The sequence below is a fragment of the Mammaliicoccus sp. B-M6 genome, assembly GCF_022386965.1.
GTDB classification, from domain to species: Bacteria; Bacillota; Bacilli; order Staphylococcales; family Staphylococcaceae; genus Mammaliicoccus; species Mammaliicoccus sciuri_A.
This window is the reverse complement of record NZ_JAJNHJ010000025.1, coordinates 23,352-37,982: the sequence shown is the minus strand read 5'-3', so window position 1 is coordinate 37,982 and position 14,631 is coordinate 23,352. Positions and strand designations below refer to the sequence as shown.

General features: G+C 33.1%; 12 protein-coding genes and 1 pseudogene. 1 reads left to right on the top strand and 12 read right to left on the bottom strand.

Features of this window, described 5'->3' with window-relative positions; all coding sequences use genetic code 11:
- Positions 1–595: 595 nt before the first annotated feature.
- The 4 genes and pseudogenes from glnA to hflX all read right to left on the bottom strand — a co-directional run bounded on the left by glnA (position 596) and on the right by hflX (position 4,896).
- A complete protein-coding gene (gene glnA / locus LQ693_RS09805) occupies positions 596–1,936 on the bottom strand; it encodes a type I glutamate--ammonia ligase (protein WP_025905621.1) in 1,341 nt (446 codons plus the stop codon).
- Between the two features lie 137 nt (positions 1,937–2,073).
- A pseudogene (locus LQ693_RS09800) lies at positions 2,074–2,311 on the bottom strand (MerR family transcriptional regulator); the annotation flags it as partial.
- 87 nt (positions 2,312–2,398) lie between these two features.
- Positions 2,399–3,646, bottom strand: coding sequence for a methionine gamma-lyase family protein (locus tag LQ693_RS09795; protein WP_107573047.1), 1,248 nt, complete (start codon positions 3,644–3,646; stop codon positions 2,399–2,401).
- A gap of 11 nt (positions 3,647–3,657) precedes the next feature.
- Positions 3,658–4,896 (bottom strand): GTPase HflX, encoded by a 1,239-nt coding sequence (gene hflX, locus LQ693_RS09790; RefSeq protein WP_107596758.1) that lies wholly within the window; start codon positions 4,894–4,896, stop codon positions 3,658–3,660.
- Between the two features lie 109 nt (positions 4,897–5,005).
- Here hflX and LQ693_RS09785 point away from each other — a divergent pair, with 109 nt between their 5' ends.
- Positions 5,006–5,479 carry a glutathione peroxidase gene (locus LQ693_RS09785; protein WP_239703188.1) on the top strand — a complete coding sequence of 158 codons (474 nt, stop codon included), beginning with the start codon at positions 5,006–5,008 and terminating at the stop codon, positions 5,477–5,479.
- 66 nt (positions 5,480–5,545) lie between these two features.
- Here the strand turns inward: LQ693_RS09785 and hfq are convergent, their stop codons facing one another.
- The 8 genes from hfq to mutL form a co-directional block, all read right to left on the bottom strand.
- On the bottom strand, positions 5,546–5,776 hold the full coding sequence (gene hfq, locus LQ693_RS09780; RefSeq protein ID WP_025905616.1) for an RNA chaperone Hfq: 231 nt from the start codon (positions 5,774–5,776) through the stop codon (positions 5,546–5,548).
- 13 nt (positions 5,777–5,789) lie between these two features.
- Positions 5,790–6,719, bottom strand: a complete 930-nt coding sequence (gene miaA, locus LQ693_RS09775; protein WP_239703189.1) for a tRNA (adenosine(37)-N6)-dimethylallyltransferase MiaA — start codon at positions 6,717–6,719, stop codon at positions 5,790–5,792.
- The gene (locus LQ693_RS09770; RefSeq protein ID WP_239703190.1) at positions 6,712–7,659 is read right to left on the bottom strand and encodes an alpha/beta fold hydrolase; all 948 of its coding nucleotides are present in this window, start codon (positions 7,657–7,659) and stop codon (positions 6,712–6,714) included. Before LQ693_RS09770 ends, miaA begins: the two co-directional genes overlap by 8 nt.
- A gap of 132 nt (positions 7,660–7,791) precedes the next feature.
- Positions 7,792–9,468 carry a glycerol-3-phosphate dehydrogenase/oxidase gene (locus tag LQ693_RS09765; RefSeq protein ID WP_025905613.1) on the bottom strand — a complete coding sequence of 559 codons (1,677 nt, stop codon included), beginning with the start codon at positions 9,466–9,468 and terminating at the stop codon, positions 7,792–7,794.
- A gap of 114 nt (positions 9,469–9,582) precedes the next feature.
- The gene (gene glpK, locus LQ693_RS09760; protein ID WP_049318999.1) at positions 9,583–11,076 is read right to left on the bottom strand and encodes a glycerol kinase GlpK; all 1,494 of its coding nucleotides are present in this window, start codon (positions 11,074–11,076) and stop codon (positions 9,583–9,585) included.
- A gap of 26 nt (positions 11,077–11,102) precedes the next feature.
- Positions 11,103–11,921: an MIP/aquaporin family protein gene (locus LQ693_RS09755; protein WP_239703191.1), complete on the bottom strand. Its 819-nt coding sequence runs from the start codon at positions 11,919–11,921 to the stop codon at positions 11,103–11,105.
- A gap of 190 nt (positions 11,922–12,111) precedes the next feature.
- Complete coding sequence (locus LQ693_RS09750) at positions 12,112–12,645, bottom strand: glycerol-3-phosphate responsive antiterminator (protein ID WP_025905610.1); 534 nt, start codon at positions 12,643–12,645, stop codon at positions 12,112–12,114.
- Positions 12,646–12,654: 9 nt separating this feature from the next.
- Complete coding sequence (mutL, locus tag LQ693_RS09745) at positions 12,655–14,625, bottom strand: DNA mismatch repair endonuclease MutL (RefSeq protein WP_025905609.1); 1,971 nt, start codon at positions 14,623–14,625, stop codon at positions 12,655–12,657.
- Positions 14,626–14,631 lie beyond the last annotated feature (6 nt).

Sequence of the window (14,631 nt, the reverse complement as noted above, 5' to 3'; positions counted from 1 at the left end):
ATAGTAAGCGATAGCGCGCTAGATTATATAAAAAATAAACTGTGAAGTAGAGTCGTACGTTCTCTACTTACACAGTTTATTTTACACTCCCACTACAAACTTAAAGATCACCTCTCTGTAGGTGGTCTTTTTTTAATATAGGCCTAATATTATTCCAAAAAATCCTATTATAAGTAAAACATATGTGATAAACCTTATAGTATCAGCACGTTTCATTTCTTTAATATATAACTTTGTATTTTCATCAGAGAATGAAGTGAAATCTTTTTTTAATTCTTCATCAGTTTGTTGTCTATAATATGAATCCCCATTCTTTATTTCTACTCTCAAACTTTTAATATGGACCGTCTACACTTAATTGGACAACTTCTTTAAAGAGAAGTTGTCCAATTAAGTGTAGACGGTCCATTACCATAGGCGCTCTTAGTTACAATTCCTTCGACTTTTGTTTGTATGGCTTGCCTTAGTTACACTTCGCCCAACTTTTGTTACTAACGCCTCCACCATATTTTAACTTCTATAACACATCCCCACACTCCCCCCAAAATCCAGACAAAAAAACCCTCAAAGCATAAGCTTTGAGGGTTAATAGCAATTAGTATTGCTTCATATATTGATCTCTTTCCCATTCTGATACTTGTGTTCTGTAATAATCCCACTCTAATGATTTAGATTGTATGAATTGGCGATAGATATGATTACCTAATGCTTGTTTAACAACTTTATTTTCTTTCATTGCTTTAACAGCTGTATAAAGTGTTGATGGTAAGTCTTGTACGCCTACCGCTTCACGTTCTTCTCTATCCATTTCATAGATGTTTTGATCTACTGATTCTGGTGGTGTTAATTTATTTTTAATACCATCTAATCCAGCTTCAAGGATAGTAGCTAATGCTAAGTAAGGGTTAGCTGCTGGGTCTACTGAACGAATTTCAACACGAGTTGATAATCCGCGAGATACAGGTATTCTTACTAATGGTGAACGGTTTTGACCACTCCATGCGATATAACATGGTGCTTCATAACCAGGCACTAAACGTTTATATGAATTTACTAATGGGTTACATACTGCTGTAAATCCACGTGCATTTTTCAAGATACCAGCAATAAAGTGATATGCATCATCAGTTAATTGCATTTCTCCATTTGGATCGAAGAATGCATTTTCTTTACCTTTGAATAATGAAACGTTAAAGTGCATTCCGCTTCCGTTTACACCAAATAATGGTTTTGGCATGAATGTCGCATGCAAGTTATGTTTACGTGCAATTGTTTTTACAACTAGTTTGAATGTTTGAATGTTATCACATGCTGTTATAGCATCTGCATATTTAAAGTCGATTTCATGTTGACCAGGTGCTACTTCGTGGTGACTTGCTTCAATATCAAAGCCCATATCTTCTAATTCTAGAACGATATCACGACGACAGTTTTCACCTAAATCTGTAGGTGCTAAGTCGAAGTATCCACCATTATCGTTTAATTCTAATGTTGGTTCTCCTTTTTCATCTAATTTGAATAAGAAGAATTCTGGTTCAGGTCCTAAGTTGAAATCTGTAAATCCTAACTCTTCCATTTCTTTTAATACACGTTTTAAGTTTGTACGTGGATCACCAGGGAATGGTTTGCCATCCGGATTGTAAATATCACAAATTAATCGTGCTACTTTGCCTTTTCCTGCAGTCCAAGGGAAAATTACCCAAGTGTCTAAGTCAGGACATAAATACATATCCGATTCTTCAATTCGCACGAATCCTTCAATTGAAGAACCGTCAAACATCATTTCATTGTTTAATACTTTTTCTAATTGTGCAATTGGTACTTCAACGTTTTTAATTGTACCTAAAATGTCAGTAAATTGTAATCTTAAATAACGTACGTTTTCTTCGTCAGCAAAACGAAAAATATCTTCTTTTGTAAAAGTTTGTTTAGCCATGTGATTATCCTCCAGTTTTTAATTAAAAAATCTTGATAAATCTCCACGGTTAAGTGGTCCCTCTGTTTTAGAAGTTCCTCTAATTACCCGCTCTCTCATCTTCAGTTCTTCTTCAGAAAGGTCATTTTCTTCTTCTAAAAGAATTTGTTTGATCCCTTTCATATTAAATCCCTTTTCGATAAGATTTTTAATTTCCAGTAATCGTTCAAGGTCATTTAAAGAAAATAACCGTTGATTACCTTCAGTCCTTTTGGGCGAAACGAGCTCATTGCTTTCATAGTATCTGATTTGTCTGGCTGTTAGCTCTGTTAACTTGATTACGACACCAATCGGGAACACGGCCATGTTTCTTCTGATTATGTCTCTTGACAGCACGACCGCCTCCTTTAGTAAGAACTTGTTATAAATTTAGCACATAAATTTTCAGAAAACAAATGAATGTCAGGAAACCTTACATCTTTTTTATAATTCAACAAGGTTTTGCTTGATTAAATGCTGTACAGCACGCGTTATCGCAATTTTAACATGTTCATAAGTTAAGCCACCTTGAATGTAAGCTTCATATGGTGGTCTAATTGGACCATCTGCCGTTAACTCAATTGATGATCCTTGAATAAATGTACCTGCAGCCATGATAACATCATCTTCATAACCTGGCATATAGCTAGGCATCGGACTAAAATGCGCATTAATTGGAGATGCGTGTTGTATCGACTGACAAAATGCAATCATTTGTTCTTTTGTTTCAAAAGTAACAGATTGAATAATATCTGTACGTTTATCTTGATAATGCGGTGTCGTTGTCATATTTAATTTTTCTAGCAAGCGAGAAGTGAATAATGCACCTTTCAAACTTTGACTGACAACATGTGGTGCTAAGAAGAACCCTTGATACATTTCTGGTAAACTTCCTAAAGATGCGCCCGCTTCTTTACCAATTCCTGGTGCTGTTAATCTGTATGCACAACGTTCTATCAGGTCAGCTTTTCCTGAAATATAACCGCCAATTTTGGCTAAACCACCTCCTGGATTTTTAATTAAAGAACCTGCTATTAAATCTGCACCAATTTCAATGGGTTCTTTATCCTCAACAAATTCTCCATAACAATTATCTACAAAGACAATTTTATCTGGATATGTTTCTTTAATCGCATTGATTGCTTGTTCAATTTGTGCAATTGTTAATGAAGGTCGCGAACTATAACCTTTAGATCTTTGTATCGCAATGACTTTAGTATTTTCATTAATATTTTCTAACACTGAATGAATATCTATTTCATTTTGTTTCAATGGTACTTCTCGGTATGTGATACCTTGTTCGATAAAACTTCCTATACCATTACCATTTATACCGATTACTTCTAATAACGTATCATAAGGTGTTCCTGTAATATATAATAATTCGTCTCCATATTTCAGTTGGCTGTTAAGCGCTAATGTAATAGCGTGCGTACCTGAAATAATTTGAGGTCTTACTAAACTGTCTTCAGCTTTAAATACTTTACTATAAACATCTTCTAAATGATCTCGACCTACATCGTCGTATCCATATCCAGTTGTACCGATTAAGTCTGATTCAGTGATTTTCACTTCATGAAATGCATCAAGTACATGTTCTTGTGCGATTAATGCATTATGTTCGATTTGATCAAAGTATGGTCTTAATTCTTTTTCTACATCAATAATTAATTCTTTTAATTTCTGTTCCATTTGTTTACCTCTTATTTCTGTTTATAACCTTTTATGTGATATGTTTCTGTTTCTTCATCAAAATCCATTTTCTCAACTAAAGTATGTTTTTTTTGCCAATATAATTTGTCAGCATCCCTTGATGGAATATCCATTTCGTAGTAATCCATTGTTTCTTTAATCATATCGACTAATTTTTCTTTAAATATAGCTTTATCATTAGAACCTTTTGCTGAAACAAATATAGATTGTCCTGATATCGCTGAATGATTAGAAGGCGCTAAATCTTTTTTATTAAATACGACCAACATCGGAATATGTCCCATATCTAATTGATTAACTAAAGTCATAACCGTTTCATACTGTTCCATATAGTGTGGATGGCTTGCATCTACAACATGAACGAGTAATTGCGCATATTTCGCTTCTTCTAAAGTCGATTTAAATGCTGCGATCAATGTTGTAGGCAACTTCTGAATAAACCCAACTGTATCAGAAAGTATCACGTTAAACCCGTCATTTATTGTAATGGCGCGAGATTTAGGATCTAAAGTCGCAAATAACAAATCTTGTTCGAATGTTTCATCATTTGATAACTGATTAAACCACGAAGATTTACCGGCATTTGTATAACCAATTAATGCAACTTGGTATGCTTGATTATGTTGACGTCGTTCTCTATAACGTGAACGATGAGAAACGATTGTTTCTAATTGATGCTTTATTTCATTCATTCTAGTACGAATATGTCTTCTATCTGTTTCTAATTTCGTTTCACCTGGACCTCTCGTACCAATTCCGCCACCTAAACGAGATAAGCTTTTGCCGTGTCCAGATAATCTCGGCAATAAATAATCTAACTGTGCTAATTCAACTTGCAATTGACCTTCTCTACTTGAAGCTCTTTGCGCAAAAATTTCTAAAATCAATTGAGTGCGGTCTATAATTTTTGTGTTAAATAACTCATCTAAATGTTTCGATTGCGCAGTTGTCAATTCATCATTTGCAATGACTGCATTCACTTTAATATCATTCAATTCGATATATTCAATGACTTCTTCAATTTTACCTTTACCAAAATAATACTGTTGATCAGGTCGCTCTCTTTTTTGAGTGAAGAGTTCCATGACTTCTAGTTGGCTTGTAACAGCAAGAGATTCCAATTCTTGAACTGTTGATTTAAATGTTGCTTCATCATCTTTTTTATCATGAATTGCTAACAGGATTACTTTTTCTGTTTCATGTTTTGTCGACTTCATATCATTTTTCATTTTTATCACGCTCACTTTAAATATATTTTAACATATAAACATGCATGCAAATTGATATGACTTTGATAAATTTTTGATTATAATAGAATTAAGAAAAGGAGTGATGGCAATGTCAATTTATGACTTCGTTGTTGCAAAAACGAACGGTGAAGAATATTCATTATCTGAGTATAAAGGAAAAGCTATTTTAATTGTTAATACAGCAAGTGAATGTGGGTTCACACCTCAATTTGAAGGTTTAGAAGCTTTATACCAAGATTATAAAGATCAAGATTTCGTGGTGTTAGGATTCCCATGTAATCAATTTGGTAATCAAGAACCTGGCGACTCTTATGAAGCATACCAAAATTGCAAATTAAATTATGGTGTAACTTTCCCAATGCATGAAAAAATAAAAGTTAAAGGTTCAGAACAACATCCTCTATATGAATATTTGACTTCTGCTAAAAAAGGTATTTTAAATGGGTCAATTAAATGGAACTTTACAAAGTTCTTAGTGAATAAAGATGGAGAAGTTGTGAATCGATTCTCTCCACAAAAAAGCCCTGAACAATTGAGAAGTTTAATAGAAGCAGTATTATAATTGATTACACATAAATAAGCGGCTAAGACAATAAAATGTCCTAGCCGCTTATTATTTGAAACACAATTATTGTTCGCTATCTTGATTTTCATCATCTTGTGCATCTACGAAAGTTGAGATAGCATGTTTGTAAATTAGATGTTCTTTCCCTTGAATATCTAATAATACAACTTTGTCGTCAAAGTCGACAATTTTCCCTTTCATTTGAAATCCATTCAATAAGAATACCGTAAGTTCAGTTCCTTCTGATTTGAATTTCTTAAGTAAAACTTCTTGAATATTTTCTTTCTCTGCCATATGACTTTCCCCTTCACTTGGATAATTGGATTACGTTGTCTGCGATTTCTGTTAAAGACTGTTTATCCCGTTGAAACCAAGTCACATTCATTTTGTTTTTAAACCAAGTCATTTGACGTTTGGCATATCTTCTTGAATTTTGCTTGATTTGTTCTGTAGAGGTTTCTATGTCTATTTCTCCATTTACTACTGGTACCAATTCTTTATATCCAATTGCTTGCATACTTTGAGAATCTTGATATCCTTTCTCAACAAGATTAGACACTTCTCTTAATAATCCTCGCTGCAACATCATGTCAACGCGCATATTAATTCTTTGATATAATGTTTCGCGCGACATTTCTATCCCAATTAATATTGTACTATATTTTCCAGAAAATGTCTGGCTTTTCTTTCTTTCACTTAAAGTTTTTTTCGTATTTAAGTAATATTCAATAGCTCTTTCTACTCTTTTTCGATTGTTCGGATGCACTGATGACGCGGTTTCTGGGTCGATTTCATATAAATAATTGTGCAATTCAATATTTGAGCATTTAGATAATTTATTTAATTTATATTTTGTAATTTCCATTTTTTCAGAACTGATTTTCTCTTCTTCAAGGTTATAATCATATAAAACCGACTGTACATATAAACCTGTTCCACCGACAAGTATCGGCATTTTACCTCTATCATGAATATCCTTTACAATTCTTTCAAAGTCTTGTTTAAATCGATAAACTGAATATGGTTCATCCGGTTCATATACATCTATTAAATGATGAATAACGCCTTCTTTTTCTTCTTCTGTCACTTTAGCTGTACCAATATCTAGACCTTTATAAATTTGAAAGGCATCACCATTAATAACTTCACCGTTTAAAGCTTTGGCTAATTTAATACTTAATTCTGTTTTACCTACTGCAGTAGGTCCTACTATTGCAATTAATGGTTTTTCATTCATTTGTTATTTCCTCTTTTTCTAATTGTTTAATTTGTACCATCAACCAATTATATAAATGTTCATACACTGCATAACGGTTCGTCTCAAATAACACTTCATGACGCTTATTTTTATATAATTGTACTGTGACATGTTTAACACCTGAACGTTTATAAATAGAAGCTAACTGTTTAATACCATTACCAAATCCACCAAAGTGATCTTCTTTACCTGATACTAGTAAAATCGACATATTTAAATTTTGTTGTTTAATATAACTGATTTTCTTAGTTTGGACAGAAGCCTTTACTGTTTCTAGAAGTACTTTATGTGAAATCGGAAATCCTGAATACATATCTTTTTCATATTGCTCACGATTTTCATCACTTTGACTTAACCATTTATTATCTTTATTTAAATCTTTATGTTGTCGATTCATTGTCTTAAAAGCAATATTATTAATAAACTTTGATTTTGTGCGACTTCCTAAAAATAAATTCACAAACTTTAATGCATATAAGTTTAACTTGCCTTGAATTTTAGGATAAACAACCGTTCCTGACAGTATCAAAGCATCTACATCATTTGGATAATCATGAACAAATTGTCTCGCAACTAACGAACCCATAGAATGGCCAAGTAATATAAATGGCAATTCCGGATTAAGTTCATTTTTAAATGTATCCCTTACTTCTTTAACGTCGTCGACTAAATCTTGTAATGCATTAAAATGACCTCTTGAAGAAGCTTCTATGTTCATACCATGACCTCGGTGGTTATGACGTATAACATGAAAGCCTCTTTTACATAAATATTCTGCTACTGCATCATATCTATCTTTATGTTCAGCCACACCATGCAGTATATGTATAATTCCATAAGGTTTTTCATCCGTTTTATCAATTGTAACTTCTAAAGTTTGTTCTGTAGATAATGTAATTCTATGATTAAATCGTCTCAAAGACATGCGCCTCCCTTATAAGACATTATAGCAAAATCTATAGCGCTTAAAAATATATTCACAAATCCATCATATAATATAAAAAACCTGCCGACAAAAAGTTGTCAGCAGGTTTAAAAAATAAATTATAAATTATTTAACTATAGCTGGTTGATCATTTGGATTAACCGCTTCTTTAATAGCTTGTTCTAATTCATCTTTATAAACGCGTTTAGTATCATTATCATAATTTAATACTTGAGCCATTACTTCAACTATCGCATCTTTATGATCTAATACATATTGAATATCAAAGTATAAACGACCTGAACGACGTACTAAGAAGTCAGTTGGTTTATGAACCATTTCTTTTTGAATGCTGTAAATAACTTCAGCATATACTTCGATTGGTAGGTTAACATCTGCAACTTGTGTAGCATGTGCAATAGCAAATACTTCATCTACATTAGATCCGTATTTTCTAGCTAAATAACGTGCTGCATCTTCTGATAAGTTGTAGTTTTTAGCTTCTTTAACTTTACTTTCAACGAATGATTCATAATTTTTACTACCACCAACGTTACCGCCAGAAATGTAAGTTTCTTTTGTACGACAAGGTTTGAATGATAATTTATATTCTTCTTTAAGACGTTTACTTAATAAATCAACAATGTCTTGAGCCATATGACGGTAACCTGTTAATTTACCACCAGCGATTGTAAGTAAGCCTGAATCGCCTTCCCAAATTTCATCTTTACGAGAAATTTCTGATGGATCTTTACCTTTTTCAAAGATTAATGGTCTAACACCAGCCCATGTTGATTCGATATCTTTATCTTCAACTTTTACAGTTGGGAACATATAGTGAATAGCATCTAATAAATATTGACGATCTTCTTCTGTAACTTTAGGAGAAGATTTATCATTATCATAAATTGTATCAGTAGTACCAACGTAAGCTTTTCCATCTCTAGGAATTGCGAAAATCATTCTGCCATCATTTTCTGTATCAAAATATACAGCTTGACCTAATGGGAATACGCTTTGGTCTATTACAATATGAACACCTTTAGTTAATCTAAGTTGTTTATTGTTTGTTGAATAGTCTTTACCACGTACTTCATCAACCCATGGACCTGCAGCATTGATAACTCTTTTACCTTTAATTTCGAAAATTTCATTTTGTAATAAATCAGTTACTTCGATACCTGATACTTTTTTCTTTTTGTTATATAAGAATTTATTTGATTTAGCATAGTTAATGATATCTGCACCAAATTCACGTGCGCGTTTCATAACTTCAATTGTTAAACGAGCATCATCTGTACGGTACTCAACATAGTAACCACCAGCTTTTAAACCGTCTTGTTTTACAAGTGGTTCTTTCTTAATTGTTTCTTCTCTGTTTAACATTGTACGACGTTCAGCTTTTTTAACACCTGCTAAGAAATCATAAACTTTCAAGCCGATTGATGTTGTAAATGGACCCATGCTACCGCCTTTGTGTAAAGGTAATAACATCCATTCTGGTGTTGTTACGTGAGGACCATTTTCATAAACGATCGCTCTTTCTTTACCAGTTTCAGCAACTACGCCAACTTGGAATTGTTTTAAGTAACGTAATCCACCATGAACTAATTTCGTACTTCTAGAACTTGTACCTTGTGCAAAGTCTTGCATTTCTACTAATGCTACTTTCATACCACGTTGCGCTGCATCTAAAGCGATACCTGCACCAGTGATTCCTCCACCGATAACAACTACGTCATATTCAGTATTTTTAAGTTGATCTTTAACTTGATTACGATTTAATGCTGATAATTGTTGCATAACCATTTCCTCCTATAAAATGTAAAAAAATGAGAGACTTATCCCTACAAAAATGTACGAACAAAGCCTCTCATGTCTCTACGAAATATTAACTTAACTATATGATAACACAACTTAATCTAATTTAAAAGCTTGAGTGGCTTTTACTGCAGTTTTCCAACCTTTATAAAGTTTTTCACGTTCTTCTTCTTCAAGTTCAGGTTTGAATTCTGTTTCTAATTTCCAACGTTGTTTTATCTCATCTTTAGATTTCCAGAAACCTACTGCTAATCCAGCTAAGTATGCTGCACCTAATGCAGTTGTTTCATTTACTTCTGGTCTTTCTACTGGCGTATTTACAATATCAGCTTGGAATTGCATTAAGAAATTATTCTTAACAGCACCGCCATCAACTCTTAATGTTTCAACATTAATTCCAGAATCTTTTTCCATTGCTTCTAACACATCTCTAGTTTGGTAACATAATGATTCTAAAGTTGCTCTAATGAAATGTTCTTTTTCAGTACCACGTGTTAAGCCGAAGATTGCACCTCTAGCATCTGCATCCCAATAAGGTGTACCTAAACCAACAAACGCTGGTACGACGTATACGCCTTCTGTAGATTTAACACGATTAGCATAATCTTCTGAAGCTGGTGCTGATTTAATCATTCTTAAACCATCTCTTAACCACTGAATAGCTGATCCTGATACGAAAATACTACCTTCTAATGCGTAGTTTACTTTTCCGTCTAGACCATAAGCTAAAGTTGTTAATAAGCCACTTTCAGATTTTACAGCTTTTTCACCAGTGTTCATTAACATAAATCCACCAGTACCGTATGTGTTCTTAACTTCTCCACTTTCGAAGCAAGCTTGTCCGAATAATGCAGCTTGTTGGTCACCTGCTACACCAGCGATTGCAATTTTCTCACCGAAGAAGTGATGTTCTTGAGTATAACCATATACTTCACTTGAAGGTTTAACTTCTGGCAACATAGAAGCTGGAACATCAAGATATTCTAATAATTCTTCGTCCCATTTCAAGTCATAAATGTTATACATTAATGTTCTACTTGCGTTTGAATAATCTGTTACATGAACGTCACCTGTAAATTTCCAGATTAACCAAGTATCAATTGTTCCGAATAATAAATCGCCGTTTTCAGCTTTTTCTCTAGCACCTTCAACATTATCAAGAATCCATTTTACTTTTGTACCTGAGAAATATGGATCTAATAATAGACCAGTTTTTTCTTTGAAAATTGGTTCTAAATCTTTAGATTTTAATTCTGTACAAATGTCTTGAGTTTGTCGTGATTGCCAAACAATTGCATGATAAACTGGACGTCCAGTATTTTTATCCCATACGACAGCAGTTTCCCTTTGGTTTGTGATACCAATACCTTCGATTTGTTTTGGACTAATGTTATTTTCATTAAGTACACTTGAAATAACCGCTAATACTGAAGTCCAAATTTCATTCGCATCATGCTCAACCCAACCACCTTTAGGGAAGTATTGCTTAAATTCTCTTTGACTCACAAATTTGATAGTACCTTCTTTATCAAAAAGTATTGCTCTAGAACTTGTTGTACCTTGGTCAATTGATAAAATGTATTTTTCCATATTAAACACTCCTATAAATTTGTATATTACAGAATTTCTGAAACTTCGTCTTTAAGTATTGATTTATTTAAGAAAATACCAGACAATACGACAATCACTGTAAAGATGATTGAGAATATAACGAAACCGTTTACAACCCCGTTAAATAAAATATTAAATAATGCTGCACCTAACATACCACCTGAAATCGGTCCTAAAATCGGCACAATTGCATATTTCCAATTTGAACTTCCTTTACCCGGAATTGGTAATAGCATATGCATGATACGTGGTCCGATATCACGAGCTGGGTTAATCGCATAACCTGTCGCACCACCTAAACTTAAACCAATTGCTACGATTAATAAACCAACAATTAAAGGATTTAAGCCATCAGTAAATTTATTAGTTCCTATAAATAATAATCCCATAACTAAGATCATAGTTCCAATAATCTCACTTAAGAAGTTTGCTACATAGTTTGGATAAGATGGACCAGTTGAGAATACACCTAACTTAGCACCTTGATCTTCAGTTTTTTTCCAGTGTGGTAAATAAGTAGCCCATACTAAAAATGCACCAATCATAGCACCAATCATTTGAGCCACAATAAATGGAACAACTTTAGACCATGGGAATGATCCGTCAATTGCAAAGCCAAGCGTAACAGCTGGGTTTAAATGTGCCCCGGAAACATTACCAACTGCATAAACACCAAGCATAACAGCTAGCCCCCAACCTAATGAAATAACAATCCAGTCTGCACCTTTACCAAGTGCCCCTTTTAGATTGACGTTAGCACATACACCGCCACCAAATAATATTAAGATGGCTGTACCAATTAATTCGCCTAAAAATTCACCCATATTAAACACCCTCCTAAATATAATATGCTAATACATAAAAAGCCCCCTACGTTGAACTACACATCATATTCATATAGTAATTTATACAAATTTAACGCATAGTTTCTTTTCGTAGAGGGTCTCATTTACTCATCTCATATATTAACTTAATTAGAAGTATAATACTTTATGAAAACGTTGTCAAATCAATTTACCAAATTGTAATATCGCTAGACGTAACATATTGTGCACCGCTTTCAATTGCTAAATCAATTTCTTCTTTAGTATTAATTAATCCACCTGCAATAATTCTCTTACCTGTTTTATCACTAATTTCTTTGATCACTTTAGTAGCAACACCTGGTAGTACTTCCACTAAATCAGGGTCTGATTGTTTAATCAGTTCAATACTTCTACTTAACGCTGTGCTATCAAGAATGAACACACGTAATATCGTTAACGTATTTAGTTTTTTGGCACGTTTAATAATTTTTGATTTCGTTGATATAATGCCATGTGGTTTATATTGTTGTATAACATATTCAACAGCCGCTTCATCATTTGATAAACCTTTTATTAAATCAATGTGTAGCATCACTTCTTTTTGATGCTTTTTCATTTGCTCTAAAATGCCTTGCAAATGACCGATATGTGTATCTAGTAAAACGCATCGTTCATAATCCATCTTAAAGAATTTTTCCATATCTTTCATAGAGCGAATAGCCGGTAATATATGCTTGTTCATTTTATCCTCCTACATAACGCGTTTAAATAATTTTTCTAATTCATACGTCGTTAATTCAATAATAATTGGTCTTCCGTGCGGACAAGTAAACGGGTCAGTTGTTTCTCTTAATTCATCTATTAAATGACTCATTTCATGATTTCTTAAATAATGATTAGCTTTAATAGATTTCTTACAACTCATCATAATTGCTGCATCTTCTCTTAATTTTTTAATATCAACTTTTTCATGATTTAACACGTAATCGATCATATCTTTGATTATTTCTTCTGCATCAACATTTGGCAACCAAACTGGGTATTCGCTAACCATATAATCATGATGACCAATTGGTTCTAAAAATACGCCCGCTTCAGCTAAGGATTGTAAATACTTTTCAATAATCATGTGTTCGTCTTTAGAGAAATTAAATGTTAATGGCAACAATAAACTTTGTGTTTCGTTTGTGACTTCACCGATTTTTTCTTTGAAAAATTCATATTTAATTCGTTCTTGTGCTGCATGTTGATCAATCATAAACATGCCTGTATCATTTTGTGCCACAATATATGTTCCGTGTACTTGACCTACAACTTCCATATACGGTACACGTGGCGCTTCAGATACTTGTTCTTCTTCAATTGGCGCTTGATATGGTGTATCAACATATTCTACTGTATCTTGAACTTCATAAGTTTCTTCATTATTTTCAATATGCTCGGGTTCATCATGCTGAACATCTATATCTCTATTATCTTCTTGTTTGATAGTATCTTCTTGTATAACCGAATGATGTTCTGTCTTATCTTTAAATTGCCAAGAAGGTGAAGGTTCTCTGCTAGTAGCGTCATTTGTTTTTTCAATTTCTTCAACACTTTCACTTTTATGAGAAACTTGCTGCTGTTGAGTTATATTTTGATTTCTTTTAGCTTCAAAATCTATTTTTTGTTGTTCAAAAATTTCTTTTTGTGATTTTTTAGGTTTTTGCTTTTCTAAAGATGTGTCTGGAATTAATGACATACCTCTAAATGCTTCTTTAATTTTTTGATTAATCAAATCATAAAGTAGTTGTTCTTTAGAAAGCCTTACTTCTAGTTTAGTCGGATGTACGTTAACATCTACTAAAATCGGATCCATTTCAATATTTAAATAAACGATTGGATATCTACCGATTGGTAAGAGTGTATGATAACCTTCTATAATTGCTTTGTTAAGTACAAAGTTCTTAATATATCGCCCGTTGATAAATATAGAAATATAATGACGATTACTTCTCGTGTGCTCAGGTTTACAAATAAATCCGTTTACGACGTAATCATCTGTTTCGCCATTTATTGGTACAAGGTCTTTCGCAATTTTCATACCATAAATTTCAGCCATTACTTCATTTGTTCTTCCTGAGCCATTCGTTGAAATAACTGTTTTGTCATCTGATACAAGATTAAATGCGATATTCGGATGGCTCATCGCCATTCTATTGACTATATCCGTAATTTTGCCCAGTTCTGTATACAAACTTTTAACATATTTTAATCTTGCTGGCGTATTATAGAATAAATCTTCAACAAGAATATCTGTACCTTTTTTAGCTTTAGCAGGTTGTTTTTTCGTGATTTCACCATTTTCAACGCGTACTTCATGTCCAAGCATACCATCCGTACAAGTCTTCATCGTTACTCTACTCACTGATGAAATACTTGCCAAAGCTTCGCCTCTAAAACCAAGTGTACGAATATGAAACAAATCATAATCGTTATTGATTTTACTTGTCGCATGTCTACCAAATGCTTTGGCTATATCGTCTTCTTCAATGCCTGTTCCATTATCTACGACTCTAATAGATTGAATACCTGATTCTTTAATCGTAATATCAATTTGAGTAGCTTGAGCATCAATTGCATTTTCCAACAATTCTTTTACAACAGAAGCTGGTCTTTCAACCACTTCACCTGCAGCTATTTTGTTGGCTAAAGATAATTCGAGCTCTTTAATTTTTCCCAATGCACT